Here is a 25,528-nt window from a genome sequence, read left to right on the forward strand (position 1 = left end):
GCATTGGGGTCGCAATCAATACAGCGGAGCGGCGTCAGGTCGTTATTCGGCCTGGTTTGCGTTTTGCTGGCGGGGATCATTGTGCCGGTCAGTGCCGATTCCCCGAATCTTCGCCAGGCTAATCAGCATGATGGTCAGGGCGGGACAGAGCGTGTCGATCTGGTACAGGCATCCAGAATTGCCCGGATGGAACTGGGGGGCGAAATTATCAAGGCGGAGCTGACTCGTTTGCAGGGCGTCGAGGTATACCAGGTACGCCTGCTGGATCAGGGGCGTGTTCGGGAAGCGCTGATTGATGCTGCAACGGGCAAGATGTTATCACCGGAACTACATGAGGAGAGCGACTGAGTGAAGGCACTGATCGTAGAAGATGACAGCGACCTGCGCCGTCAACTCAAGCAGCAGTTGGAACAGCGTGGTTACACCGTTGAAGAAAGCGATAACGGGCGCGAAGCGCTCTATCTGGGTCAGGAATATGAATATGATATCGCGGTAGTCGATATCGGCCTGCCGGAAGTGTCCGGCCTGGACGTGATCCGTGGCTGGCGGGCGCAGAGTAAGACCGTGCCTGTTCTGGTGTTGACCGCCCGAGGCGACTGGCAGGACAAGGTGGAAGGGCTGGAGGCCGGTGCGGACGATTACCTGGCCAAACCGTTTCATGCCGAGGAGTTGTTGGCCCGTCTGAACGCGCTGGTGCGCCGAGCGTCCGGGCATGCCAGTCCGGTGTTGGGTTTCGGGCCGCTGGAGCTGGATACCGCTGCACGAGTCGTGAAGCTGAATGGTGAAGAGGTGCGCCTGACCAGCTATGAGTACCGGACACTTGAGTACCTGATGCTGAATGCCGGAAAAACCATTTCCAAGGCCGAACTGACCGAACATCTCTACCACCAGGACTATGATCGTGACAGCAATGTACTCGAGGTCTTCATTCGTCGTCTGCGACAGAAGCTCGATCCCGAGCAGAGTTTGAAGCCGATTATCACGGTGCGCGGGCTCGGCTATCGATTCGCACTCGACAGTACCGATCAGGCGTGACCGCGACGGCTTCCGTTCCCTTGTCACTGCGGGGGCGCCTGCTGCGCGCCTCGGCGGTGATTTTGCCGCTGGTGATCGTATTTGCCGGTCTGGCCTTGCTGAAAGCCTTCCATTCCAGCCTTGAAAATGCAGAAGCCTCTCAGGCGCGTTTGCAGGTATACCTGTTGCTGGGAGCTATCGAAGTCGACGAGGGTCATCTGCGCCTGCCCGACCGGGTACTGGACCCTGGCTTCAGCCAGATGGGATCCGGTGTCTATGGCTTTATTCATGGCGAGGATGGTCGCTTGTTCTGGCGCTCAAATTCCAGTCTGATGCTGCCGGACACCATGGTGCAGCGCCTGCCCAGCACGGTCTTGAGGCCGGGGCAGTCGCTGTTCAGTCATCTGCCCGACCAGGAGCTCTACCTGTTCCAATATCCGGTGATCTGGGAAAGCGCTGCCGGTGAAATGAACTTCCTGATTTCGGTGTTGCGCAGTGATGATCAGATCCGCAGTGAAATGAAGGCGTTCAGCCTGCAATTGCTGGGTTGGCTCAGTGGTATCGGGTTGGTGGCTCTGTTGGCGCAGTATTTCATCATGCGCTGGGGGTTGAAGCCTCTGGATCTGATGACGAAGGACCTGGAGCGTATTGAAGCCGGTGAGACGGACCAGCTGGAAGGCCGCTATCCTCTGGAAGTGCAGGGCGTCACCGCCAGCCTTAATCGTTTGATTGATACCGAACGCAAGCAGCGGGAGCGCTATCGCAATACGTTGGGGGATTTGGCGCACAGCCTGAAAACGCCATTGGCGGTGATTCGGGGGGCCGGTGAGGAAGGTCTGGAGTTTGCAGCCTATCGCAACCAGGTCGATGAGCAGGCACAGCGCATGCAGCAGATTGTACAGTATCAACTGGCGAGGGCGGTCAAGACCGAAGGGCGGGTGCTGGCGCAGGCATTGCCGGTGGCACCGGTGGTCGAGCGCTTGCTGAATGTGATGGAAAAGGTGTATGCCCGCCAGCCCAAGCAGGTGACCACGCGGCTGGACGCAACGGCCGGTTTTTCAGGTGATGAGCGGGATTTGATGGAACTGCTGGGCAACCTGATCGACAACGCGTTCAAGTATGGCGACAGCCGCGTGGAGGTTTTGGTTGAACAGGCGGGCGGCGTGTTATGGATTGCGGTCAGTGACGATGGTACGGGTATTGCGCCGAAGCAGCGCCAGGTCATTTTGCAGCGTGGCGCTCGCCTGGATACCCAGGCACCGGGCCAGGGTATTGGCCTGGCGGTGGCGCTGGATATCGTCAGCAGTTATGACGGTGCGCTGGAAGTCAGTGAATCTCCGCTGGGCGGCGCCTGTTTCCGAGTATCCCTGCCGGGCGAAAAGCTTACGCCAGCGACTTGAAAAACACCTTGGAGTTGCGCTGGAAGTTGTACAGCGCCTTTTTCTGCTGGGGCAGCTGTTCCAGCTCACCGGCGGCAAAACCGCGTTCGACAAACCAGTGCGCAGTTCGGGTTGTCAGCACGAACAGCTGTTGCAGTCCCAGAGTGCGGGCCTGTTGTTCGATGGCCGCCAGCAGCCGGTCACCACGCTGGCCGCCGCGATAGCCGGAATTGATGGCGACACAGGCCAGCTCGCCGATCGCTGCATCGGTAAAGGGGTAGAGTGCGGCACAGCCGATGATGGCACCGTCGCGTTCCACTACGGTGAACTGCTCGATCTCGCTTTCGAGGCGCTCGCGGGAACGCCGTACCAGAATGCCTTTCTCCTCCAGCGGCGCGATCAACTCCAGAATGCCGCCGACATCCTCGATGCTGGCCGGCCGGACCTGTTCATAGGAGTGGCTGACCACCATTGTGCCCTGACCGTCGCGGGTGAACAGTTCAGTGACCAGCGCGCCGTTTTCCTGATAGCTGACCAGATGACACCGGGGTACGCCCTGTTGGCAGGCCGTGGCAGCGGCTTCCAGCAGGCAGGCGGTCTCGCTGTAGGGCTTTTCCGGGTCTTCGACCCGGGCCAGGTACTGGTGTACCAGACGGGCAGCGGTTTCGGCCAGCAGTTCACTGCGCAGCTCGCCTCGGCTGTCGTGGATACCGGCCTGAGAGCCGAACAGAATCAGCTTGTCGGCCTTGAGTGCAATGGCCGTTTGAGTGGCAACCTCTTCCACTGCCAGGTTGAATACTTCCCCGGTGGGTGAAAAGCCGAGGTTGGACAGCAGTACGATCTGATTAAGGTCCAGCAGGCGTCGAATACCTTCGTGATCGACTCGGCGCAGCTCGCCGGTATGCCCCATGTCGACCCCATCCAGTACTCCGACGGGGCGGGCGGTAATGAAGTTGCCGCTGCAGATCCGGATACGGGCGCCGTGCATTGGCGTGTTGGCCAGTCCCATGGAGAAGCGGGCCTCGATCTCGGTGCGCAGGCTGCCGACCGCTTCGATGACGGATTCCAGAATTTCGCTGCTGGTGATGCGCAGATCATGATGCAGACGGGTATCCAGGCCACGACGCTGCAGACGCTGTTCGGCTTGCGGGCGGGCACCGTGTACGAGCACCAGGCGGACTCCGAGACTGTTGAGCAGGGCAATGTCATGGATGGTGTTGGCGAAATTGGCATCCGCAATTGCCTCGCCACTCAGCATCAGCACGAAGGTTTTGCCTCGGTGTGCATTGATATAGGGCGAAGAATGGCGGAACCAGTCGACATAGTGGGTGGTACTCAAGGTTGGCTCCTGGTCTGGCTCGGTACAGCCTTCATTGTGCAACCTTTGCGGAACCGGGTCCATGCCGGAAGTAAATGGCCCGCTATTGCGGGCCATTCAGGTGGATCAGGAGAACATGCCCTTGAGCATGAAGAAGAACAGAATCGACAGAATGGCTCCGGCGGGGAGGGTGACGATCCAGGATACGAAGATGGTGCCGACCACCTTCAGGTTCAGGGCCGCCAGACCGCGTGCGATACCGACACCCAGCACGGCCCCGACCAGGGTGTGAGTGGTGGAAATCGGCAGGCCGGTACCGGAAGCGACAACCACGGTGCTGGCAGCGGCCAGGGTGGCGGCAAAGCCACGGCTGGGCGTCAGCTCAGTGATGTTCTGTCCTACGGTGGCGATGACCTTGTGGCCATACATGACCAGACCCGCAACAATGCCGGCGCCGCCAAGCAACAGAATCCAGGCCGGCATGGAAGCCTTCTGGGCCACTTCACCACCGGCATTGACGATACCGACAATGGCGGCCAGAGGGCCGACCGCATTGGCCACATCGTTGGACCCGTGGGCAAACGCCATGGCACAGGCGGTGAACATCATGAGTACGCCAAACACTTTCTCCACACTGGTGAAGTGGTACTCTCGGTCGGCATTGGCATCCACTTGGATATTGCGCTGCATGAAAATACCGAGGGCCATGGTGGACAGGCCAAAGAGTACGGAAATGCCGGCGCTTTGTATCCAGCTCAGGTGCAGGCCAATGTGCTTCAGGCCCTTGGTGAAAGTCACCATGGCGATGATGAAACCGACCAGAAAAATGTAATAGGGCACGTAGCGTTTGGCATTGGCAAACGGATTATCAGTATCGAGAATCAGCTTTTGCACGCTGCGGAACAGGAAAAAGGCGATTACTCCGGCCGTGACCGGTGATACTACCCAGCTGGCGACAATGGAGCCGACCTTGCTCCAGTGCACGGCCTCCATGGAAACACCCACGGCGGCAAAGCCGACAATGGCACCGACAATGGAGTGGGTGGTCGAGACCGGCCAGCCGAAGTGTGTGGCTACCAGCAGCCAGACGCCGGCAGCCAACAAAGAGGCCATCATGCCGAAGACCAGCAATTCTGGGCTGCCGGACAGTATGGAAGGCTCGATGATGCCTTTGCGGATTGTTTCGGTTACCGCGCCACCGGCAAGATAGGCACCGGCGAATTCAAACAGGATGGCGATCAGGATCGCCTGCTTCAGGGTTAGGGCTCGGGAACCGACGGAGGTTCCCATCGCATTGGCGACATCATTGGCGCCTACACCCCAGGCCATGAAAAAGCCGAAGATACAGGCCATAATGACCATGATGTTGCCGTACTGAGCAATGATATCCATTGTGTAGCCTTGGTCGTTTGGGTTTAACGTGCGAGAAGTAGCTGCAGGCGGTTGCCAACCTGCTGGGCACGGTTGGCCAGATCGCCAACCCATTGGATGATCTGATACAGGAACATGACATCGATCGGATAAAGTTCACGCTCGAGCGCAAACAGGGATGAGCGCAGCTCGCGTTCATGCTCATCTGCCTTGTGTTCCAGTTCATCCAGCTCGGTGATCAAACGCTCGACGATGTCGACCTCACGGCCGCGGAAACCGGCGGCCAGCAACTCGTCCAGCTCGCTCAGTGCCAAAACGGCCTGCTCGATCGCCAGCAAAGTAGTACGTAGCAGTTCCAACAAGGCGGCCTGAATCGGCTGTGGAATCTGCATCTGACGGCCCAGCATCAGGCCGGCAATATCCTTGGCGCGATTGGCAATCTTGTCCTGCATGCGCAACAGGTCCAGCAGATCGGTGCGTGGCACCGGCAGGAACAGGCTGGCAGGCAGGCGTTGACGGATATCGCGTTTCAGATCATCCGCCTCGTTTTCCAGCACAGCGATGCGGTGTTGGCATTCGGAGGCAGTGTCCCAATCGTTCCTGATTACGGCTTCAAAGAAGGGAATCAGTTCTGCGGCGCTTTCCTGCGCCTTGACGATGTGTTCCTGCATCGGCTTGAACGGGGAACGTGCAAACATTTGCAGGATAGGGCTGTTAACCATGTTGCGGTTCCTGTTGAGGTGAAAATCTCGGCGCAAGTATACGTGCTGGTGTCATATATCTGTAGTGATGATGTCACAAAAAAGGATGAAATCTGACGTTCATCAGCGCAATTCCTTGGGTACACTGATAAAAAACCGACTGGTGCAGGACCATGGCAATTGAAACCGAACTGAAACTGCAGCTGCATTCCTCCGATTTGGACCGGCTGCGGACCCACCCGCTGTTGCTGGCCGGAACGGCCGGCGGCACACGACTGCTGCTGAATACCTACTATGACAGCCCTGACCTTCAGCTGGCCGGGGCTCGGGTTGCGTTGCGCCTGAGGCGGCAGGGCGATTCCGTTATTCAGACCCTGAAGACCCGGGGGCAGAGCATTAATGGCTTACACCAGCGTGGCGAGTGGGAGTGGGAAGTCCCTCGGGCCGAGCTGGAGACCGATCGCCTGCAGGCATCCTGCTGGCCAGCCGAGCTGCCACCCGCCGATCAGTTGCGGCTGCAGCCAGTCTTCAGCACGGACTTTGAACGTGAGCTCTGGCATGTGGATTATCATCAGGCCAGGATCGAAGTTGCCCTGGATATCGGACACATTCGGTGTGATTGTCCCGAGGGCGGAACGCGGCAGGACAGCATTCTCGAGCTGGAACTGGAGCTCGAGTCCGGTGAAGCGTCGGCGCTGTGGGCGCTGGCGGAAGAACTGGGGCGCAGCCTGAAGCTGCAGCCGTTTGATGCAAGCAAGGCACAGCGGGGCTATCAGTTGTTCCAGCAGTGCCAACAGGTTGAGTAACAAGGGGAAAGGAATGCACGAAGATCAATTCTATCGCTCTGTACCGGCGGCGCTGCATCCGCTGCTGGAGCGTAACCTGGCGCGGATCGAAACGGCGCTGGAGGCGGCAGGTCCCCTGCTGGACGAAGTGCGCGAGCAGTTGGTACGGGTGCTGATCGGCAGCGATTATGTAACCGGGCAGCTGCAACGGCACCCTGAGTGGCTGGCGGAATTGATCGGCAGTGGCGACCTGAATTCGGCTCGTTCCGACCAGGCGTATGGCGAACGGTTGCAGGCCGAGGTTGAGGGCCTGGTCGACGAGGCAGTTCTGCACCGTGTGCTGCGCCTGTTTCGGCAGCGAGAAATGGTGCGGCTGATCTGGCGTGATTTGAATCGCCTGAGCGATATGGTTGGGACTACCCGTGAGTTGTCACGGCTGGCTGATGCCTGTATCGAGGTGGCCTTGAACTGGCTGTACGAGCAGGCTTGCCAGCGCTGGGGCACTCCCATGTCCCGACCGGATGCCGATGGGCGGAAGCGGCCGCAGCGGATGGTGGTACTGGGAATGGGCAAGCTGGGCGCGGACGAACTGAATCTGTCATCGGATATCGATCTGATTTTCACTTTCCCGGCCAATGGCGAAACGGAGGGTGGCCGCAAGAGTCTGGATAATCGGGACTTTTTTACCAGATTGGGGCAGAAGCTGATTCAGGCGCTGGATAACGTGACGGTGGACGGCTTTGTCTTCCGGGTGGACATGCGACTGCGGCCCTTCGGTTCGGCCGGAGCCTTGGCATGCAGCTTTGCCGCGATGGAGAGCTACTACCAGGAGCAGGGACGCGAATGGGAGCGTTACGCCATGATCAAGGCTCGCGTGGTTGCCGGTGATCAGGGCGCAGGTGCCGAGCTGATTCAACTGTTGCGGCCCTTTGTGTATCGCAAGTATATCGATTTCAGCGCTTTCGAGTCCCTGCGCGACATGAAGGCGATGATCAACCGTGAAGTACGTCGCAAGGGGCTTGAGCAGAACGTCAAGCTGGGAGCGGGCGGTATTCGCGAAGTAGAATTTATCGCGCAGGCATTCCAGCTGATTCGTGGTGGACGTGATGTCGACCTGCAGCAGCGGGAGCTGCTCAAAATCCTGCCGCAGCTGCCGGACAAGGTTGGCATGCCGACAGAAGCCGTGGCGGAGCTGACACAGGCCTATACGTTCTTGCGCAATGTGGAACACGGCATCCAGGCTATTGCCGACAAGCAAACCCAGGAATTGCCGGTGGATGATGAAGGTCGGGCCCGTCTTGCCTTCGCGCAGGGTTATGCGGACTGGGATGTGTTGGCGCAGATGCTGGAGCGAAGCCGGGCAGCGGTTTCCAGCCATTTTGCCGATGTTATTGCACCAGTGGACGAGGTCGATGCCGATCAGGACGATATGCGTACCGAGTGGCTGGCACTCTGGCAGGGGGTGATGGATGAAACCGCAGCGCTGGCATTCCTGAGCGAGCAGGGGTATGAGCATCCGGACGTGGCCTTGAAAGCCCTGCAGGATCTGCAGGGTTTGCGTACAGTACAGATGTTGCAGAAAGTGGCGCTGGAGCGTCTGGAAGCGGTTTTGCCGACGCTATTGGAGCAGGTAGGCCAAAGCGGCAACCCCGAAGTGACCCTGGAGCGGGTTCTGGTGCTGGTACAGGCCGTGTTGAGGCGTTCGGCCTATCTGGTGCTGCTGGCCGAGAATCCGGCCGCTCTGAAGCAGTTGGTCCGCCTGTGTTCGGCCAGTGCCTGGTTTACCGAACAGTTGTCCCGGCAGCCGGTGCTGCTGGATGAATTGATTGATCCGCAGACACTTTACTCACCGCCCAATCAGGCTGAGTTGCAGACCGAATTGCGGCAGCAGTTGCTGCGCATACCGGAAGACGATACCGAGCAGCTGATGGAGACGTTGCGGTACTTCAAACATGCTCACATGCTGAAGGTGGCGGCGTCCGATATCACCGGGGTGCTGCCGCTGATGAAGGTCAGCGACTACCTGACCTGGCTGGCGGAAGCGGTGCTGGAGTCCGTACTGGATATCGCCTGGCGCAATCTGGTGGACAAGCACGGTACGCCACAAAAGACGCCGGGCGTACCCTGTGATCCGGATTTCATCATTGTCGGCTACGGCAAGGTCGGCGGGGTTGAGCTTTCCTATGGCTCGGATTTGGATCTGGTATTTCTGCATGACGCGGCGGCCGAACTGGAAACCGATGGCGGCAGGCCCATTGCCAACAGCGTGTTCTTCAACCGGCTGGGGCAGAGGATCATTCATATCCTGAATACGTTTACACCGTCCGGGATTCTGTATGAGGTGGACATGCGCCTGCGGCCCTCGGGCAACTCCGGCCTGCTGGTCAGTTCTCTCAATGCCTTCCGTGACTATCAGCAGAAGGATGCCTGGACCTGGGAACATCAGGCGCTGGTGAGAGCGCGGGTGGTAGCAGGCAGTCCGGCGCTGGCTGAACGCTTTGAACAGGTGCGGCGGGAGATTCTGGCGCGACCACGTGAGGCCGAGCAGCTGCGTGGCGAAGTGGTCGACATGCGTGAAAAAATGCGTGAACACTTGGGCAGCAAGCCGGCGGCGGGCGACAGCCCGGCTGTTTTCAACCTGAAGCAGGACCCCGGCGGCATCGTGGATATTGAATTCATGGTGCAGTATCTGGTGTTGCGCCATGCGGCAGAGTGCCCGGCATTGATGCGCTGGACCGATAATATCCGCATTCTGGCCGGTATTGAGGCCGAAGGGTTGTTGCTGTCGGATGAGGTTGAGCTGCTGCGGGAAGCCTACAAGGCGTACCGGGCCGCCGGGCATCGGCAAACGCTGCAGAATCTGGCGAGTGTGCTGGGCGAAGATGAGGTACAGGGGTACCGCAAGGGAGTGGCCGCCATCTGGAAGCGTGTACTGGGCGCACCAGAGTAGCCGGTATCGGGTGTTCGATCAGTATGAAAAAGCCGACGCTTGGGTCGGCTTTTTCGTCTCGGCCCGGAGTCCTTAGAGGCTGGTCAGCCAGCCGTGGGTGTCGGGTGCCTTGCCCCACTGGATGTCATTCAATGCACGACGCAGGCGCAGAGTGGTTTCTCCGACGCCACCGTTGCCGACGGAGTATTCCTGGCCCTTATGAATCAGGGTACCGACCGAGGTCAAAACGGCGGCAGTACCGGACAGGGCTGCTTCACAGCCCGGACGGGCACTGCGTTCCAGCAGCTCTTCTACGGTCAGCTCGCGCTCCTGAACGTCCATGCCCATATCGCGGGCCAGAGTCAGGATGGAGTCGCGGGTCACGCCGTGCAGGAATGAAGAATCCAGTGCTTTGGTGATGATCTCGTTACCGTCGATCAGCAGGAAGTTGGCCGCGCCGGTTTCCTGAACATCGCCGCCCGGGCAGAACAGTACCTGGTCGGCCTGGCACTCGGCGCGGGCTTTCATGATCGGTTGCAGGGCACTGGCATAGTTGCCGCCCGATTTGACCACGCCCATGTGCGGTGAACAGCGCATGCCTTCGTCGTCCAGCAGCAGGCGCAGCGCCTTGTCGCCACCGGTGAAGTAGTCACCGACCGGTGACAGCAGTACGTACAGGCAGGAGGTCAGTGAAGGTACCGCGGCCTTGCCGACGGCCGGTTCGGTGCCGATGTGGGTCGGACGGATGTACATGGACCCCGGTGGTGCAGGTACCTCGTCCTTGAAGCGGGTCACGATGTCGCGAATCATGCTTTCAAGCATCGCCTCATCGAATGCCGGCAGAGCCAGCAGTTCGGAGCTTTGCGCCAGTCGACGAATGTTCTTGTCCATGCGGAAAATCTTGACGGAGCCGTCTGCGTGGCGAAAGGCCTTCAGACCCTCGAAGCAGGTGCTGGAGTAGTGCAGCACGTGGGCGCCCGGGTGCAGCTGCAAACTGTTGCTCGATACCACCTCGGCGTCGCTCCACTGAGAGCCGTCGAACCAGGAAATCGCCATTTCAGGCATGAAAACGGAACCAAAAGCAGACATAAGACCTTCCTAACAAACGGGTTTGAAGAACATCGAGGAGGTGACATCGCAGATACGCAGCGCGGACTATCGCGACCATTCTAGATTGTATGCATTCATGACAAAAATGGAATGCTTCATCGGTATTAATAGTGTTGCGAGCTTCGTAGACGAGCGGTGCCGGTGGTAACATGAACGCTTTGATGGCGGTCGAGACGGGCCGAGGGGTTGGAGGCAGTTTTGAGCGGCAGCAGCAAGCAGGTCTGGATCGTCAGTGACGGCAAACCGGGGCATCTGAACCAGTCCCGAGGGTTGGCGGAAGCGTTGGCACGGCGATGTGATGTCGACATCAGCGAACAACCGCCGCTGGGCCGTCTGCAGGCACTGCGCCTGTGTTTCGGGAGCGGACTGCCACGCATGGACGACAAGCCGGCGCTGATTGTCGGTGCCGGCCATGCGACACATCTGAGTCTGCTGGCGTTGCGCCGCTTTTATCGGACACCGGTTGTGGTGCTGATGCAGCCGTCGCTCTCGACGGGCTTTTTCGATTTGTGCCTGATACCCGAACATGATCGGCCGTCGCAGCGCCCCAATATCGTACCGACACGGGGGGCCCTGAATCGCATGCAACCGGGCGTGAAAACGCCGGGCAGCGGTGTGGTATTGGTGGGCGGGCCTTCGAAGCACTTTGCCTGGGATGAAGTGGCGGTGCTGGAACAGGTAGAGGCTCTGCTGGCGGCGGATACCCGTGAGTGGCTGGTTGGATCATCACGACGTACGCCGGCCCACACCGAGCAGGCCCTGGCGGCCCTGTGTGGGCCAGATTTTGTCCCGGCGGCCCAAACCGGCCCCGACTGGTTGCCGAGTCAGTTGGCCGGCACCGAGGTATGCTGGGTGACGCAGGACAGCGCCTCCATGGTGTACGAAGCCCTGACGGCGGGTTGTCGGGTGGGTGTGCTGACGCTGGACGAGGGCGCTGATAACCGTGTCAGCCGTGGCGTAGACGGGCTGCGGAAGCAGGGTATTGTCAGTGCTTCGCCTGACTGGCAATTGCGCCATGTGACCGAACCTGCGGCGGTTTTCAATGAGGCTGAACGCTGTGCCGAATACATACTGAAAAGAGGGTGGCTGTGAAGGTCGTACAGGTATTGCCAGCACTGGAGCTGGGAGGAGTCGAACGCGGTACGCTGGAAATCGCCCGTGGCCTGGTAGCGGCCGGGCACGAGTCTGTCGTGGTCTCGGCCGGTGGTCGTCTGGTTGAACAGGTGGAGCGAGAGGGCAGTCGACACGTGCATTGGGAGTTGGGACGCAAGTCGTTGCTGACCTTTCTGCAGGTGCCTGCATTCCGACGCTGGCTGGCGGCCGAGAGGCCCGATATTGTGCATGTGCGCTCGCGCATGCCGGCCTGGGTGGTATGGCGGGCGTGGAAAAAAATGGACCCCGCGACCCGCCCACGGCTGATTACCACGCTGCATGGCATGCATTCGGTCAACCGTTACAGCGCGGTTATGGGCAAGGGTGAGCGGGTGATCGCCGTGTCGGAAACGGCGCGGCGCTATCTGCTGGATAATTATCCTGAAGTGGATGCCGCCAAGGTGACGGTCATCCACCGGGGGATCGACCCGGAGGAATTCCCGCGGGGGCACGTCCCTTCCGAAGCCTGGAAGGCGCAATTGTTCGACAGCTACCCGCAGGCGAAGGACAAGCATCTGATCTGTTTTCCGGGGCGGATTACACGCTGGAAGGGGCATTTGGATCTGGTCAGGCTGGTCGCCGAGTTGAGTCGGCAGCGGCAGGACTTTCATGTGCTGATTGTGGGCAGCGACCCCAAGGACACTTTCGTGCATGAAGTAACGGCGGCCATCAGCGCAGCCGGTCTGGATGACTATTTCTCGTTTCTGGGCACGCGCTCGGACATGAAGGATCTGTATGCGCTTGCGGACGTGATGCTGTCTCTGACCTCGACCACGGCGGAAGCTTTCGGCCGCACCGTGGTTGAGTGCCTGTCGGTCGGTACGCCGGTGGTCGGGTATGCCTATGGCGCCGTGGCGGAAACACTGGGTGCAATCTATCCGGCCGGCAAGGTGGCGACCGGGGATGTGGCGGCTGCGGCACGCCAGGTGAGCCAGACCTTCGATCAACCGGATACCGTCGGCGCCAATCCTTTTGTCCTGAGCAGCATGATCGACCGGACCCTGGCGCTGTATCAGGAGAGTCTGCAGGTTTAGTCCGGCGGATTTTGCCGGTGATCGGCCTCGTACAGCTTGATCTGTCGCAGGAAGCGACTATAGGCAAAGTTGACGGCGTAGATGTAGCCCATTAGCCCGCCGCGCCAGTAGCCGCGGAAAAAATAGCCGGTGATAAAGGCGCTCCAGAGCTCGGTAATCATGCGCAGCTTTGACGGGCGCCTGCCGCGTGTCAGCAGATCCCGCGCCTGAGCCTCGCTGTAGTCATTCATCTTTTCCACGCGATGGTGGAAGGACTTGAGTGAGTCGTGCGCCATTTTTCCGTTCAGGCTGTCGGTACTCGTGCCCGCGTCCATCTGCACCCGGTCATGGACCGGGCTCGGGCTGTAGCGCCCCCTGGACTTGCGATACAGGCGAATGGGTTTGTACGGGGTATAACTGCTGAGTTGGTTGGTACAGTACAGCCGATCATGAATGGCGATGTAGTAGCCGTCGGCGGCCGGCCCCGGCGGCTGAAACAGCTCCACCATTTCCGCCTGCAGTTCGGGCAGGATACGTTCGTCGGCATCGATGTTCAGGATCCAGTCGTGACGAGCCTGTTCTTCTGCAAAGCGTTTCTGCTGGCCGTAACCGGGCCAGTCGTTGTGAATCACGCGCGCGCCCAAAGCCTCGGCCAGAGCTTGGGTGCCATCCGTGCTGCCGGAGTCGACCACGATGACTTCGGCGACCCAGGCGCGGACACTTTCAATGGCCAGGCCGATACGGTCGGCTTCATTTTGAGCAATGATGATGACGCTGACGGGGATTGAAGGCATGACTTTTTCCGTGGTTGAAGGCGAGTGGCCGTGGTCTGCTGTGGTGTTCATGACGGCAGCAGCCGGCGGTATGCCTGGAGCGTTTTGTCGACCATGGCATCCAGTGTCAATTCGCAGCGGGCAAATGCCTGGGCCTGCCGGTGGTGTTCAGGACGCTGGTTGCAAGCGCTCATCACCTGTGCCAGAGCTGCCGGGTCTTCAACGGGGGCAATCAGTGCGGCAGGCAGGATCTCGTTGGGCACCGGCACATCTGTTGAGACGAGTGGCGTCTCGCAGAGCAGGGCTTCCGAAAAAACGTACGAAAACCCTTCTCGGCGTGAAGAGATGACCACTGCATCGGCGGCGTGCATCAGGTCAGGCACATCCTCGCGATGGCCCAGCAGACTGACTCTGTTGGACAGATCGTATTGCTTGATCAGTTGCTCCAGCAGCGGCCGTTCGGGGCCCTCACCGGCAATTTTCAGCGTGCCGGGTACTTCCCGAAAGGCCTGAATCAGCACATCGAAGCCTTTGGCCTTGACCAGTCGTCCAACGGCCAGCCAGTTGTCGGGGGTGGCTGCTGGCGTTTGGCAGGGTGCTGTGGCAGGCACATCGGGTACTGCAATGCCGTTATAAACGGTCAGACAGTTGTTCCCGACCTGAGCGGATACCGTCTTGCTGACGCCGATGACCAGGTCCATGGCGGCGGCATGGTGGAGGCGCTTCTTGATATTGTGCACCGTGGTGACGGTTTTGGCCTTCAGCAGGGGGGACAGGGTCGCGAGTATCTGCCCGGCCTTGTTGGCCTGGGCATGAATGATATCGGCGTGTGCGCGCCTGAGCGTGAACAGGAGTCTGGTCAGCAGCAGGGGGTTGCGGCGGCTGCCGGAAAAATCAAAGGGGATAAATTCGACTTCGGAAGCGAACCTGTCCCGGTACATGGGGTTGGCGCAGACAGCGACATGTATGCCGCGTTGACAAAGTCCGTTGGCGAGATCGACCAGGTGCTTTTCCAGTCCGCCTTCGCCTGCACTGGCCATCACCTGCAGCACTTTCATTTGGATGTCCTATACAGGTAATTCTTGCCCTTGGGGTGGGTTTTGAAGCGCCGGTGAACCCACATGTACTGGGTGGGGTCCTTGCGGATGGCGCGTTCCAGTTCGGCGTTGATACGGGCGGCATCCGCTTCCTCGTCACCCGTGGGGAAGGGCTCGACCACCGGGAACAGCTCCAGCTCGTAGCCGCTGTCGTCCGGCAAGCGGTGCTGGGCCAGCATCAGAACCGGCGAGTCGTTGAGTTTCACCATGCGGGTGGTTGCCGTGATCGTGGCGGCGGGCACGCCGAAAAAGGGCGCATAAACGGACTGTTTCGGGCCAAAATCCTGATCGGGCGCATACCAGATGATATGGTTCTTGCGCAGGGCGCGAATCACGCTGCGGATGTCGGAGCGTTCGATGGCCTGGCCAAAGTAGCGTAACCGGTTGCCCGTGATAATCTTCTCCAGCAGCGGATTGTTATGACGGCGATACATGGCATCCACCGGGTAATACTGCGAAAACAGCAGACCGCCCAGGTCCAGAGTCGAAAAATGGGCGCCCAGCAAAATCACTCCTTTGCCCTGACTCAGAGCGGCATCCAGGTGCTCTCGTCCCTTGAGAACATATTGCCCTTCCAGCTTGGGCTCCGGAGTCCACCAGGCCATGGCGGTTTCGAACAGGCTGATGCCGTTGTTGGCAAAAATGTTCCTGACCATGCGGGCCTGTTCGTCGGTATTCAGCTCGGGAAAACACAGGCGAACATTCACCTCGGTGACGTGGCGACGGCGTGGGCTCAGGTAGAAAAACAGTTGGCCCAATCTGCGTCCGATCGTGATTTGCCAGCGCCAGGGCAGACGATTGAGCAGCCACAACAGGCCGACACCGAGCCAGATGTGCCAGAAGCGGGGACTAAGGAAACGATTGGGTGAGGGCTTTTGAGTCACGGGTACATGGGCAGCAGTGAAAAGGAAGATTGTAAAGCGGTGGCCTCCCGGCGGCAAACCTGGCGTGGCGGTAACCTTCGTGATGAGCGTTATCGTGGTATGATTCAGGCTCCATACTGACCAGGTTTTACGGGTTGCAGATGAAGATAGCGGTTGCAGGCACAGGCTATGTCGGGCTTTCCAACGCGGTTCTGCTGGCGCAGCACAACGAAGTTGTGGCGCTGGATATCCTTGAAGACAAGGTGGCACAGATCAACCGTGGCGAGTCCCCGATCGAAGATGAGGAAATCAGCGAATACCTCGCATCCGGCACCCTGAACCTGCGGGCAACGCTGGACAAGCAGGAGGCCTACGGCGGTGCCGAGGTCGTCATCGTGGCGACGCCGACGGATTACGACCCGCACAGCAATTACTTCGATACGCGCAGCGTGGAGGCGGTGGTAGCCGATGTCCTGTCGCTTAATCCTCAGGCGCTGGTGGTGATCAAGTCCACGGTTCCGGTCGGCTATACGCGGGGCTTGCGTGAACGCCTGGCAACACGGAATCTGATCTTTTCGCCGGAATTCCTCCGTGAGGGCAAGGCGCTGCTCGATAATCTGCACCCCTCCCGTATCATTGTCGGCGAACGTTCCGAGCGCGCGCAGCGGTTTGCCGATCTGCTGGTACAGGGCGCCAGTGAGGTGGATATCCCCGTCCTGCTGACCGGCTCGACCGAAGCCGAAGCGATCAAGCTGTTCGCCAATACCTATCTGGCCATGCGAGTCGCCTACTTCAATGAGCTGGACACCTACGCCGAAACCTTCGGGCTGGATACCCGGCAGATCATTGAAGGAGTGGGGCTGGACCCGCGGATCGGCCAGCATTACAACAACCCGTCCTTTGGCTATGGCGGCTACTGTCTGCCGAAGGACACGCGGCAGTTACTGGCCAACTATGATCAGGTGCCTAATAACCTGATTCGGGCGATCGTGGATGCGAACACGACCCGCAAGGATTTTGTGGCGAATGCGGTTCTGGCACGTGACCCCAGGGTTGTCGGTATCTACAGGCTGGTCATGAAATCGGGTTCCGACAACTTCCGGGCATCGGCCATTCAGGGCGTGATGAAACGCATCAAGGCTCAGGGCGTCGAAGTGGTTGTGTATGAACCGGTGCTGGATGACACGCATTTTTTCAATTCCCGCGTGATCCGTGATCTGGACGAATTCAAGCGCGTCAGCGACGTCATTGTCGCCAACCGTCTGACCGACGAGGTGAGAGATTGCCTGGATAAGGTGTACACCCGTGATCTTTTTGAAAGCGATTCCTGATGTCTAATTTACAACACAACGAGTCTTCTCGGAGCGATACTCGGGCCGAAGCCGCCTGGCATACCTACAAGCGTTTGCTGGTGTATGTGCGGCCGCTCTGGTGCATTTTTGTTATCAGTTTTATCGGCTTCGCCATCTATGGTGCGGGGCAGGCACTGTCGGCCAAGTGGCTGGAAATGGTGGTGGATACGGTTCAGCGCAATGACTATGAGGAGCGCTGGTTTCTGGCCCTGGCGGTACTGGGAATTTTCATTCTGCGCGGGGTCGGTGGTTTTATCGGCAATTACAGTCTGGCCTATGTGGGGCGTGAAGTGATTCATCGCTTGCGCACCCAGGTGTTCGAGCGCTTGCTACTGCTGCCGTCCAGTTTTTACAGCCACCATTCCAGCGGCGAACTGCTGGCCAAGCTGACCTATAACGTGGAGCAGGTGACCGAGGCGGTCACCAGCGCGATAAAGGTGCTGTTTCGTGAAGGGCTGACGGTTATCGGGCTGTTGGGGTATATGCTTTTCCTGAACTGGAAGCTGACGCTGATTTTCATTGCTGCGGGGCCGCTGATCGGCTTTGTGGTGTCCAAGGCGGCGAAACGCATGCGGCGGCTGGGGCGGCGTATTCAGCAGTCGGTGGGGGATATTACCGAGGCGGCCTCGGAGTCGATCAAGGGCTATCAGGTGGTGCGCATTTTCGGTGGCGCGGACGCCGAACGTGAGCGCTTCCAGCAGGCCAGCCTGCATAACAAGCGCCAGTTCATGAAGCTGGTGGTGACCCAGTCCTTGAATACGCCGATTATCCAGCTGCTGGTGGCGCTGGCCCTGTCCGCGCTGCTGTTCCTGGCGATGCACCCGGATGTGATGGGCAGCATGAGTACCGGTGGTTTTGTCGCTTTCCTGACGGCCGCCGGGATGATTACCAAGCCGCTGCGTCTGTTGACGGACGTGACTTCCATTGTGCAGAAGGGGATTGCGGCAGCCGAGAGCCTGTTCGAAGTGCTGGACGAGCCGGTCGAACAGGACCGTGGCACGCGCACGCTGGAACAGGTGGGCGATATTGAATTTCGTCATCTGGGATTCGCGTATCCCGGCACGGACAAGCCGGTACTGGATGATATCTGTCTGACGTTGCCGCAGGGCAAGACGGTTGCCCTGGTCGGGCGCTCCGGCAGCGGCAAGACCACGCTGGCCAGCCTGTTGCCGCGTTTCAATGATGGCTGGAGCGGTGAGCTGCAGATCAATCGCCAGCCACTGGAATCCTTCACGCTGGACAGCCTGCGCAGCAATATTTCGCTGGTGAACCAGAACGTGGTGCTGTTCAACGGCAGTATCGCCGAGAATATCGCCTACGGTTCCATGGCGGGAGCCAGCGAATCATCCATTCTGGCGGCAGCCGAAGCCGCGCACGTAATGGAGTTTGTGGCGCACTTGCCGGAGGGTATTCATACCCGAGTGGGCGAAAACGGTGTCCTGCTCTCGGGGGGCCAGCGGCAGCGCATCGCTATTGCGCGTGCCATCCTGAACGATGCGCCGATCCTGATTCTGGACGAAGCCACTTCCGCGTTGGACAGTGCGTCGGAGCGCCATATTCAAGAGGCACTGGAAGAGGTGATGAAAGGGCGTACCACGCTGGTGATTGCCCACCGCCTGTCAACCATTGAAAAGGCCGACATGATCGTGGTGATGGAGAGCGGGCGCATTGTGGAGCAGGGGGGGCATGAGGAACTGCTGGCGCAGCAGGGGGCCTATGCCCGTTTCCACTTGTTGCAGAGCGCCGACAAGGACTAGGAGTTGATCATGAATGCGGCTCCATTGTTTGGGCGCGGTCTGTTGCTGGTTGTCATGCCATACCTGCTGGCATGGGGGCTGTTGCCGGGTCTGCTGGTGGTCAGCCTGCCGCTGGATGTGGTGGAAGGGGTGTACTGGGGGCAGGAGTGGCAATGGGGCTATTACAAGCACCCGCCCCTGCCGGCCTGGGTGTTGTACCTGTTCCAGCGGGTGTTGGGTGATGCGGGGCCCTTCGTGCTCAGTCAGCTGTGTATCGGTCTGACCCTGCTGTGTGTCTGGCGGCTGGGCTGCCGCATACTGGGGCGGGAGCGAGCGGCTTTCGGAGTGCTGGCGCTGATGGGCGTCTACTTTTTTACCTGGCCGACCATCGAATTCAATCACAATGTGGCGCAGATGCCGATCTGGGCTGCTGCTGTCCTGCTGTTTCATCGCGCCATCAGTGACAGGCGCTGCCGGGACTGGCTGTTGCTGGGGCTGGTATCGGGCCTGGGGCTGCTGACCAAATATTCCTATATCATGCTGCTGGCCGCCATGTTTCTGTGGCTGCTGGTCCAGCCCGGTCTGCGCTCTAGCCTGTTGACGTATCGGCCATGGTTGGGTGTGTTGACCATGGGACTGGTGTTCCTGCCACATCTGCTGTGGCTGGCGGCACATGACTTCCTGCCTTTTTCCTACGCGGCGGCGCGCTCTGAGGTGGCGGCAGCCAGTGAGTCCCGCTGGTTGGGGCCGCTCAAATTTCTGCTGGTCCAGCTGATCGATCATTTGCCGTTGCTGTTACTGCTGTTGATTGCGGGTTTCTGGCGGCGCAGCCGCTGGCAGACGCCGGCGGCGGGCAGTGGTTTCCTGTTCTGGATCGGTCTGATGCCGGCGCTGCTGACCGCTTTGGGAGCAATCGTCACCGGGGCCGGGACCCGTGACATGTGGGGTGCGCCCATGTGGAACCTGTCGGGGCTGGTACTGGCATCGATGATCCCCGTGGCGGTGCTGACACAGTACTGGCGACGTTTGTGTCTGGGCTTCGGTATCTTTTTGGGTGTGCTGACGGTGCTGATGGTGCTGTTTGTGGGGTTTAAGGATCAGATCAGGGACAAGCCCTCCCGTACCGGCTGGCCGGATGCGGCGCTGGCTCAGGCCTTGCAGCAGCAGTGGCAACAGTACAGTGCCTGTCCGCTGCAATTGGTGGCCGGGAACTACTGGTTGGCCGAGATGGCGGCAATCAACCTGACGCCGCGGGCATCAGCCATACCGGATGCCGATCTGGCACTGGCTCCCTGGGTCGACGCTGAACGTTTTCAGCGCCAGGGCGGGATGTTGATCTGGCCGGCGCAGGATGCATATTGGCAGCAGATGTTGCCGGAAGCGGGAGGCTGGGACGCCGAAGGCGAGTTGGTGCTGCCCTGGCCGCGCCTGCCTGAGCGTGAACCGCTGTCTTTGCGCTGGCGCCTTTGGCTGCCGCAGGCCGAATGCCGGTGAAGGTCAGTCGAGCCTCGGCTGCTTGACCAGCAGGCGGCCACTGTCTCGCAGTGCGGCGGCAAACCGGGGGCCGGCCAGCCAGGCGCGTTCTGCATCGCGGGCTCGTGCCAGCGCCGAGTGGCTTGACGCGTAGCCCGGATGGCACATGATCAGTGCGCCGTCCGGCAGGGTGTCCAGCCAATGACGCATCATGCGGTCAAAGCCGGCGTCCGGGCGCAATGAATACATGCCGGCAAAGTCACGGTTGCCGCGTACGCCGTAGCGGTGGCGCTGGGCATTGAAGCCTGTCCCCATCAATCTGAGTACCAGTGCCTTGAAGCGTGCATCATGCCCTTGCAGGGCGGGTGTGGAGACGCGTAGCCAGGGGTGATCAGCGCCATAGCGACGGACCAGTGTTGTCAGTACGATCCGGCGAATACCGGGAAACATCTGAATATGCTGATGACCGTCGACAAAGTCGGGCGTGCGTCCTGCAAGGTGTTCGAAGCGGTCCAATTGTTGTTCCAGAGAGGATTGGACCCGATTGGTGTCAATTCGGCCGCAGAGGCTGAGCTGCATCAGCTTGCCCAGCGGAATGGCCTGCTCACCTTCAGTCAGGTTGAAGTGGACGCCGAGAGCGGCTTGTGTTTCCAGTTCTCTTAGCTGGGCCGCGGCGTCGGCGGTCCAGGCGGGCATCAGGCTCATGCAGCTGGTTGCGGACAGCCGGCCCTGCCGGACCAGCTCCAGAATGGCACGGTTGATATCATCAGACAGGCCGAAGTCATCGGCGCACAATACCAGCGAACGGTTCATGCGAAAGCCCAGAATTTGCCCAGAATGTAGGTCATCACGGCGACACTGCCCAGTACCAGCAGCATGGCCAGATCATAGCGCAGTGATGTGAAGGTCAGCAGGGCCCAGTACATCGCTTCATTCAGGGCGAAGCTGGACGCAGCCACGGTGGCAAAGCGCGGCAGAGTCTGACGGTGTGAGCGTGCGCCGGCGGCAAAGGTCAGGTGGCGGTGGCCGAAGTAGCTGACATTGAAGGCGACCAGAAAAGCGACGACGTTGGCCAGCAGCGGATGCAGTCCGGCCAGAGGCACCAGCAGGATCACGACCAGCCAATGGGTCAGCAGTGCGCTCACGCCCACGGCGATAAAGCAAAGTGCCTCACGCGTCATCGGAGGTTCCTTCCACAGTGTTGTCACGATCCCGGAACGAGACGCGGCGCCCGACGAGATAGAGTGGACGGGCTTTCACTTCGGAGAAGATGCGGGCGATGTATTCGCCCAGAATGCCGACGGAGAACAGTTGAATCCCGCCCAGAAATGCAATGCCGGCCGCGATGGTGGGCCAGCCGGGAACGTCGGAGCCGAACATCAGTGTCCGCAGGACAATCACGAACGCATACAGCAGGGACAGGACGGATACGCCGGCCCCCAGCAGCATCCATACCCGCAGAGGTGCGCTGCTGAAACTGGTGAAGCCGGTCAGGGCCAGTGCTGACAGGTGCCGCAGGCGGAAATTGCTGGTACCGCCCAGGCGTGGCGCCACAGTAAAAGTGACGGACTTGCTGGAAAACCCGACCCAGGCATAGAGGCCTTTCATCATGCGCGAGCGCTCGGGCAGCTGGCGCAGGGCGAGCACCACCTTGCGGTCCAACAGGCGGAAGTCACCGGCATCCGGGTGGATGTTGATCTCGGCGCTGCGGCTCAGAATACGGTAAAAGAGATTGGTCAGATGACGCTTGCCGGCCGACTCATCGTCACGGTTATCGCGTACGCCATACACCATGTCGTAACCCTGGTGCCAGTAGTGGAAAAACTGCTCGACCACTTCCAGCGGATGCTGTCCGTCGGCATCCATCAGCAGCACCACATCACCATCGGCGTGGTCGATACCGGCACTGAGCGCTGCTTCCTTGCCAAAGTTGCGCGACAGTTGCAGCAGCGTCACCGGATAGGTGTCGGCCAGAGCGGTGGCGATCGCGGCCGTATCGTCCTGGCTGCCGTCATCGACGATGAGCAGTTCGATGCGGTCGGTAAAACGGGTCAGGTACTCGGTCAGCCGGGGGACCAGGTGAGCGAGATTCTCCCCCTCGTTATAGGCGGGCAGAATACAGGTGAGGCTGGGGCGGTCGGGCCGCGTGACCTCGGATCGAGATCGGTTGGTGTCGTCCATACAAAAATCCACAGTCGCCATCGCGTTAGTCGGTATTGTCCTAGATCCGCCGGGCTTGTGCCAGCATCGAAGCCGCCCGGGCTTGTGTTAGACTGGCGCTTTACCCCTTCGACGCGCCAAATGCCATGAATGCCTTGCTACTTCACCTTTACAGCGCCCTTTTTTATCTGCTGACGCCGGCTTTGCTGCTGCGTCTCTGGTGGCGGGGGCGGCGGGCACCTGGCTACCGTCGCAACTGGCGGCAACGACTGGGGTTAGGTGCGAGCATGGACCGGCCGGTGATTTGGGTGCATGCGGTATCCGTGGGTGAAACTCTGGCGATCGCCCCTCTGGTGCGGGGGCTGCTGGCACGTTACCCGCAGCATCGGATTCTGATCACCAACATGACTCCTACCGGTGCCGAGCAGGTTGGCCAGCTGTTTGGTGGTCGGGTGGAGCAGCGTTTCTGCCCCTGGGATCTGCCGCTGGCGCTGCGGGCTTTCCTGCGGCGGACACGGCCTGAACTGTGCGTGATTGTCGAAACGGAACTCTGGCCGAACATGGTGGCGGAGTGCGATCGTGCCGGGGTGCCGGTGGTGCTGGCCAATGCCCGTCTGTCCGAGCGTTCCGCACGGGGCTATCGGAAATTTGCACGGCTGACGCAGCCGATGCTGCAACGGCTGACGCTGGTGGCAGCGCAGAATCAGGCGGATGCCGAGCGCTTTATTGCGCTGGGCATGCCGCCGGAGCGGGTGGAAGTGACCGGCAGCATCAAGTTTGATCTGCAGCTGGATGCGCAGCAGGTAGCGGCCGGGCAGGCTTTGCGGCAGCAACTGGGGGCGGAGCGTCCGGTCGTGATTGCCGCCAGCACGCATCAGGGTGAGGATGAAATCATTCTGGCAGCCTGGCGTCGTCTGCGAGAGCGCTTTCCGAACCTGCTGCTGATGCTGGTGCCGCGTCACCCGGAGCGGTTTGAAGCGGTCGCCCGGTTGTGTCGACGTTACAGCGAAGGTCTGATCCGTCGCAGCCAGGCAGGGCAGCCGGATCGAGATACCGAGTTGTACCTGGGGGATTCCATGGGCGAGTTGATGCTGTTCTATGCGGCGGCCGATATCGCGTTTGTCGGCGGCAGTTTCAGTGGTACCGGCGGCCATAATCCGCTGGAACCCGCAGCGCTGGGGCTGCCGGTCGTCATGGGGCCGGACTGTTTCAACTTTCAGGTGATTACCGAGGCGTTGAGGGATCAGGGCGGGCTGGTGCGAGTGGAGCAGGCGGAGGCGCTGGAGCGGCAGTTGCAGGATTGGCTGGAACAGCCCGAGCAGCGGCATCAGGCGGGGCAGAGGGGCGCGGATTTTGTGGCGGCCAATCGCGGAGCGCTGGAACGACTGCAGCAGGCGGTGGCGCGCCTGCTGCCGTGAATGTCCTGGCCATGCAGGGTGCCCGGCTTACAGTGCGCTGAAGTCGAAAGTTTCACCGGCATACTGGGTAAAGGCTGCCTGTAGCACGTTGGCCAGGGGTGCATTGTCGGTATCACGCAGCCATTGTGTGCCGTCATGGTCGAAGTGGAAGCCGCCGTCCCGGGTTGCCACCCACAGTTGCTTCACCGGCGGCTGGCGGGTAAAGATGATCTGGCTGCCGTTTTCGCATGTGACGGTCATCATGCCACCCTGGTGTTCGTAATCCAGATCGCTTTCGGCGGCGTCCAGGATCTCTTCTATCAGTTCCAGAGTATGGTCTACCCGGGTCATGAATTCGGATTCGGTCATCACTGCATCTCTCTGCATGAAAAGTCGGTGGATGAGTATAACTCAGCCGCAGGCGGTACTCAGCCCTTGTGGCTGAGGGTATAATCGGTCAATTAACAGCCTGTGGGTGAACCCCCCGGGTGTAACCGGATATAGACAAGGATTGATGATGTTGAAACGCTGTTGGCCAGCCCTGTTGCTGGGTGCCCTGCTGTTGTCGGGTTGTGGTCAGAAAGGCCCGCTTTCATTGCCCGATAACACTGCCTCACAGCATCAATCACAGTGAGAGATTCCATGGATAATTTCGAATACCGCAATGGCCGCCTGCATGCAGAAGAGGTGGCACTGGGACGTATTGCCGACGAGTTCGGTACGCCGACCTATGTTTATTCCCGTGATGCGCTGGAGCGTGCCTACCTGGATTACGCACAGGCACTTGAGGGTCGGGATGCGCTGGTCTGTTATGCGGTCAAGGCCAACTCCAACCTGGCGGTCCTGAACGTGCTGGCGCGACTGGGTGCCGGTTTCGATATCGTGTCAGCCGGTGAGCTGGAACGGGTGCTGCGTGCCGGTGGTGATCCGGCCAAGGTGGTATTTTCCGGTGTGGGCAAGCAGCCGGACGAGATTCGTCGAGCGCTGCAGGCAGGCATCCTCTGCTTCAATATCGAATCGGATGCCGAGCTGGATCGAGTGAACGCGGTGGCGGGTGAGCTGGGCGTCAAGGCTCCGGTCTCTTTCCGGGTTAACCCGGATGTAGATGCCGGTACGCACCCCTATATCTCGACCGGCCTGAAAGAGAACAAATTCGGCATCGCCATTGAAACGGCCCTCGACGTGTACCGCCGTGCGGCGGTACTTGAGCATGTAGACGTGGTGGGCATGGACTGCCATATCGGCAGCCAGTTGACCGAAGTCAGCCCCTTCCTCGACGCCATTGACCGCTTGCTGGGGCTGCTGGACACTCTGGCCGCAGAAGGTATTCGTATTCATCATCTGGATCTGGGTGGCGGTCTGGGCGTGTGTTACACCGACGAAACCCCGCCGACGCCGGGCGAATATATCGAGCAGGTCCTGCAGAAACTGTCCGGCCGCGACTACAAGCTGATTTTCGAACCGGGTCGCTCCATTGCCGCCAATGCCGGGGTGATGTTGACCCGCGTCGAATTTCTCAAGCAGAGTGGCGACAAGCACTTCGCGATTATCGATGGTGCCATGAACGACCTGATTCGTCCTTCCCTGTATGGCGCTTACCAGGAAATCATTCCGGTCGAAGTGCGTGAAGAGGGTGAAGCTAAAAGCTGGGACCTGGTTGGACCGGTTTGCGAAACCGGCGACTTCTTGGGTAAGGACCGTCTGTTGAACCTGCAGCCTGGAGACCTGCTGGCCGTTTGTTCTGCGGGTGCCTATGGTTTCGTGATGGCGTCCAACTATAACACCCGTCCGCGTCCGGCCGAGGTGATGGTGGATGACAACCAGGCCTATCTGGTACGCGAACGTGAAACCCTGAACGACCTGATGCGTGGCGAGCAGCTGCTGCCGACACAGGCCTGAACGGGG

General features: G+C 60.0%; 24 protein-coding genes. 13 read left to right on the top strand and 11 right to left on the bottom strand.

The genetic code is table 11. The features are described 5' to 3' along the window. Positions 1 to 63: 63 nt before the first annotated feature. The 3 genes from H1S06_RS14810 to H1S06_RS14820 are packed head-to-tail and all read left to right on the top strand — an operon-like array spanning position 64 to position 2,414. Entirely contained in the window at positions 64 to 348 is a 285-nt protein-coding gene (locus H1S06_RS14810) for a PepSY domain-containing protein (protein ID WP_181741586.1), read from the top strand. Beyond that, positions 349 to 1,035 (top strand): response regulator transcription factor, encoded by a 687-nt coding sequence (locus tag H1S06_RS14815; protein ID WP_181741588.1) that lies wholly within the window; start codon positions 349 to 351, stop codon positions 1,033 to 1,035. Further along, positions 1,032 to 2,414 carry an ATP-binding protein gene (locus tag H1S06_RS14820; protein ID WP_181741590.1) on the top strand — a complete coding sequence of 461 codons (1,383 nt, stop codon included), beginning with the start codon at positions 1,032 to 1,034 and terminating at the stop codon, positions 2,412 to 2,414. The genes H1S06_RS14815 and H1S06_RS14820 overlap by 4 nt, the downstream gene beginning before the upstream one ends. On the opposite strand, the gene argA is transcribed toward H1S06_RS14820, so the two are convergent. The 3 genes from argA to H1S06_RS14835 form a co-directional block, all read right to left on the bottom strand. Next, a complete protein-coding gene (gene argA, locus H1S06_RS14825) occupies positions 2,398 to 3,732 on the bottom strand; it encodes an amino-acid N-acetyltransferase (RefSeq protein WP_255483149.1) in 1,335 nt (444 codons plus the stop codon). The genes H1S06_RS14820 and argA overlap by 17 nt on opposite strands. 105 nt (positions 3,733 to 3,837) lie before the next feature. Then, positions 3,838 to 5,103: an inorganic phosphate transporter gene (locus tag H1S06_RS14830; protein ID WP_181741591.1), complete on the bottom strand. Its 1,266-nt coding sequence runs from the start codon at positions 5,101 to 5,103 to the stop codon at positions 3,838 to 3,840. A gap of 23 nt (positions 5,104 to 5,126) precedes the next feature. Then, entirely contained in the window at positions 5,127 to 5,804 is a 678-nt protein-coding gene (locus tag H1S06_RS14835; protein ID WP_181741593.1) for a TIGR00153 family protein, read from the bottom strand. A 152-nt stretch (positions 5,805 to 5,956) separates the two neighbouring features. On the opposite strand from H1S06_RS14835, the gene H1S06_RS14840 reads away from it, so the two are divergent. Beyond that, positions 5,957 to 6,589 carry a CYTH domain-containing protein gene (locus H1S06_RS14840; RefSeq protein ID WP_181741595.1) on the top strand — a complete coding sequence of 211 codons (633 nt, stop codon included), beginning with the start codon at positions 5,957 to 5,959 and terminating at the stop codon, positions 6,587 to 6,589. Positions 6,590 to 6,602: 13 nt separating this feature from the next. Next, positions 6,603 to 9,518 (top strand): bifunctional [glutamate--ammonia ligase]-adenylyl-L-tyrosine phosphorylase/[glutamate--ammonia-ligase] adenylyltransferase, encoded by a 2,916-nt coding sequence (gene glnE, locus H1S06_RS14845; RefSeq protein WP_181741597.1) that lies wholly within the window; start codon positions 6,603 to 6,605, stop codon positions 9,516 to 9,518. A 72-nt stretch (positions 9,519 to 9,590) separates the two neighbouring features. Here glnE and H1S06_RS14850 read toward each other — a convergent pair whose 3' ends face one another. Beyond that, entirely contained in the window at positions 9,591 to 10,586 is a 996-nt protein-coding gene (locus tag H1S06_RS14850; protein ID WP_181741599.1) for a branched-chain amino acid aminotransferase, read from the bottom strand. Positions 10,587 to 10,805: 219 nt separating this feature from the next. Here H1S06_RS14850 and H1S06_RS14855 point away from each other — a divergent pair, with 219 nt between their 5' ends. Next, the gene (locus H1S06_RS14855; RefSeq protein ID WP_181741601.1) at positions 10,806 to 11,699 is read left to right on the top strand and encodes a mitochondrial fission ELM1 family protein; all 894 of its coding nucleotides are present in this window, start codon (positions 10,806 to 10,808) and stop codon (positions 11,697 to 11,699) included. After that, positions 11,696 to 12,793, top strand: a complete 1,098-nt coding sequence (locus H1S06_RS14860) for a glycosyltransferase family 4 protein (RefSeq protein WP_220183907.1) — start codon at positions 11,696 to 11,698, stop codon at positions 12,791 to 12,793. The genes H1S06_RS14855 and H1S06_RS14860 overlap by 4 nt, the downstream gene beginning before the upstream one ends. Here H1S06_RS14860 and H1S06_RS14865 read toward each other — a convergent pair. Genes H1S06_RS14865 through lpxL form a run of 3 tightly spaced genes read right to left on the bottom strand, consistent with a single transcriptional unit; the run spans position 12,790 to position 15,526 of the window. Beyond that, positions 12,790 to 13,566: a glycosyltransferase family 2 protein gene (locus H1S06_RS14865; RefSeq protein WP_181741604.1), complete on the bottom strand. Its 777-nt coding sequence runs from the start codon at positions 13,564 to 13,566 to the stop codon at positions 12,790 to 12,792. The two genes, H1S06_RS14860 and H1S06_RS14865, sit on opposite strands and share 4 nt — an antisense overlap. Before the next feature lie 47 nt (positions 13,567 to 13,613). Then, positions 13,614 to 14,603, bottom strand: a complete 990-nt coding sequence (locus tag H1S06_RS14870; protein ID WP_181741606.1) for a glycosyltransferase — start codon at positions 14,601 to 14,603, stop codon at positions 13,614 to 13,616. Next, a complete protein-coding gene (gene lpxL / locus H1S06_RS14875; RefSeq protein WP_181741608.1) occupies positions 14,600 to 15,526 on the bottom strand; it encodes an LpxL/LpxP family Kdo(2)-lipid IV(A) lauroyl/palmitoleoyl acyltransferase in 927 nt (308 codons plus the stop codon). The genes H1S06_RS14870 and lpxL overlap by 4 nt, the downstream gene beginning before the upstream one ends. 140 nt (positions 15,527 to 15,666) lie before the next feature. On the opposite strand from lpxL, the gene H1S06_RS14880 reads away from it, so the two are divergent. The 3 genes from H1S06_RS14880 to H1S06_RS14890 are packed head-to-tail and all read left to right on the top strand — an operon-like array spanning position 15,667 to position 20,087. Further along, positions 15,667 to 16,836: a nucleotide sugar dehydrogenase gene (locus H1S06_RS14880; RefSeq protein WP_181741610.1), complete on the top strand. Its 1,170-nt coding sequence runs from the start codon at positions 15,667 to 15,669 to the stop codon at positions 16,834 to 16,836. After that, positions 16,836 to 18,614: a lipid A export permease/ATP-binding protein MsbA gene (gene msbA, locus H1S06_RS14885; protein ID WP_181741612.1), complete on the top strand. Its 1,779-nt coding sequence runs from the start codon at positions 16,836 to 16,838 to the stop codon at positions 18,612 to 18,614. Before H1S06_RS14880 ends, msbA begins: the two co-directional genes overlap by 1 nt. A 9-nt stretch (positions 18,615 to 18,623) precedes the next feature. Further along, positions 18,624 to 20,087, top strand: a complete 1,464-nt coding sequence (locus H1S06_RS14890; RefSeq protein ID WP_181741614.1) for a glycosyltransferase family 39 protein — start codon at positions 18,624 to 18,626, stop codon at positions 20,085 to 20,087. A gap of 3 nt (positions 20,088 to 20,090) precedes the next feature. On the opposite strand, the gene H1S06_RS14895 is transcribed toward H1S06_RS14890, so the two are convergent. Genes H1S06_RS14895 through H1S06_RS14905 form a run of 3 tightly spaced genes read right to left on the bottom strand, consistent with a single transcriptional unit; the run spans position 20,091 to position 22,247 of the window. Then, a complete protein-coding gene (locus H1S06_RS14895) occupies positions 20,091 to 20,879 on the bottom strand; it encodes a ChbG/HpnK family deacetylase (protein WP_181741616.1) in 789 nt (262 codons plus the stop codon). Then, the gene (locus tag H1S06_RS14900; protein ID WP_181741618.1) at positions 20,876 to 21,247 is read right to left on the bottom strand and encodes a GtrA family protein; all 372 of its coding nucleotides are present in this window, start codon (positions 21,245 to 21,247) and stop codon (positions 20,876 to 20,878) included. The genes H1S06_RS14895 and H1S06_RS14900 overlap by 4 nt, the downstream gene beginning before the upstream one ends. Further along, the gene (locus tag H1S06_RS14905) at positions 21,237 to 22,247 is read right to left on the bottom strand and encodes a glycosyltransferase family 2 protein (RefSeq protein WP_181741620.1); all 1,011 of its coding nucleotides are present in this window, start codon (positions 22,245 to 22,247) and stop codon (positions 21,237 to 21,239) included. The genes H1S06_RS14900 and H1S06_RS14905 overlap by 11 nt, the downstream gene beginning before the upstream one ends. 125 nt (positions 22,248 to 22,372) lie before the next feature. Between H1S06_RS14905 and waaA the strand changes: the two genes are divergently transcribed. Then, positions 22,373 to 23,644 (top strand): lipid IV(A) 3-deoxy-D-manno-octulosonic acid transferase, encoded by a 1,272-nt coding sequence (gene waaA / locus H1S06_RS14910; RefSeq protein WP_181741622.1) that lies wholly within the window; start codon positions 22,373 to 22,375, stop codon positions 23,642 to 23,644. Between the two features lie 27 nt (positions 23,645 to 23,671). Here waaA and cyaY read toward each other — a convergent pair whose 3' ends face one another. Further along, positions 23,672 to 23,992 (bottom strand): iron donor protein CyaY, encoded by a 321-nt coding sequence (cyaY, locus tag H1S06_RS14915; protein ID WP_181741624.1) that lies wholly within the window; start codon positions 23,990 to 23,992, stop codon positions 23,672 to 23,674. A gap of 145 nt (positions 23,993 to 24,137) precedes the next feature. Here cyaY and lptM point away from each other — a divergent pair, with 145 nt between their 5' ends. Next, a complete protein-coding gene (lptM, locus tag H1S06_RS14920) occupies positions 24,138 to 24,257 on the top strand; it encodes an LPS translocon maturation chaperone LptM (RefSeq protein ID WP_407658789.1) in 120 nt (39 codons plus the stop codon). A gap of 8 nt (positions 24,258 to 24,265) precedes the next feature. Then, on the top strand, positions 24,266 to 25,522 hold the full coding sequence (gene lysA, locus H1S06_RS14925; protein WP_181741628.1) for a diaminopimelate decarboxylase: 1,257 nt from the start codon (positions 24,266 to 24,268) through the stop codon (positions 25,520 to 25,522). Positions 25,523 to 25,528: the final 6 nt, after the last annotated feature.

This window comes from Marinobacterium marinum, from assembly GCF_013868415.1.
Lineage (GTDB): Bacteria > Pseudomonadota > Gammaproteobacteria > Pseudomonadales > Balneatricaceae > Marinobacterium > Marinobacterium marinum.

Excerpts from the sequence above, each read along its gene's own strand:
- cyaY (WP_181741624.1), bottom strand. The coding sequence starts at position 23,992 with ATGACCGAATCCGAATTCATGACCCGGGTAGACCATACTCTGGAACTG.
- H1S06_RS14830 (WP_181741591.1), bottom strand. The coding sequence starts at position 5,103 with ATGGATATCATTGCTCAGTACGGCAACATCATGGTCATTATGGCCTGT.
- lptM (WP_407658789.1), top strand. The coding sequence starts at position 24,138 with ATGATGTTGAAACGCTGTTGGCCAGCCCTGTTGCTGGGTGCCCTGCTG.
- H1S06_RS14840 (WP_181741595.1), top strand. The coding sequence starts at position 5,957 with ATGGCAATTGAAACCGAACTGAAACTGCAGCTGCATTCCTCCGATTTG.
- H1S06_RS14890 (WP_181741614.1), top strand. The coding sequence starts at position 18,624 with ATGAATGCGGCTCCATTGTTTGGGCGCGGTCTGTTGCTGGTTGTCATG.
- H1S06_RS14870 (WP_181741606.1), bottom strand. The coding sequence starts at position 14,603 with ATGAAAGTGCTGCAGGTGATGGCCAGTGCAGGCGAAGGCGGACTGGAA.
- H1S06_RS14850 (WP_181741599.1), bottom strand. The coding sequence starts at position 10,586 with ATGTCTGCTTTTGGTTCCGTTTTCATGCCTGAAATGGCGATTTCCTGG.
- msbA (WP_181741612.1), top strand. The coding sequence starts at position 16,836 with ATGTCTAATTTACAACACAACGAGTCTTCTCGGAGCGATACTCGGGCC.
- glnE (WP_181741597.1), top strand. The coding sequence starts at position 6,603 with ATGCACGAAGATCAATTCTATCGCTCTGTACCGGCGGCGCTGCATCCG.
- H1S06_RS14900 (WP_181741618.1), bottom strand. The coding sequence starts at position 21,247 with ATGACGCGTGAGGCACTTTGCTTTATCGCCGTGGGCGTGAGCGCACTG.
- H1S06_RS14880 (WP_181741610.1), top strand. The coding sequence starts at position 15,667 with ATGAAGATAGCGGTTGCAGGCACAGGCTATGTCGGGCTTTCCAACGCG.
- H1S06_RS14865 (WP_181741604.1), bottom strand. The coding sequence starts at position 13,566 with ATGCCTTCAATCCCCGTCAGCGTCATCATCATTGCTCAAAATGAAGCC.
- H1S06_RS14835 (WP_181741593.1), bottom strand. The coding sequence starts at position 5,804 with ATGGTTAACAGCCCTATCCTGCAAATGTTTGCACGTTCCCCGTTCAAG.
- waaA (WP_181741622.1), top strand. The coding sequence starts at position 22,373 with ATGAATGCCTTGCTACTTCACCTTTACAGCGCCCTTTTTTATCTGCTG.
- H1S06_RS14905 (WP_181741620.1), bottom strand. The coding sequence starts at position 22,247 with ATGGACGACACCAACCGATCTCGATCCGAGGTCACGCGGCCCGACCGC.
- H1S06_RS14895 (WP_181741616.1), bottom strand. The coding sequence starts at position 20,879 with ATGAACCGTTCGCTGGTATTGTGCGCCGATGACTTCGGCCTGTCTGAT.
- lysA (WP_181741628.1), top strand. The coding sequence starts at position 24,266 with ATGGATAATTTCGAATACCGCAATGGCCGCCTGCATGCAGAAGAGGTG.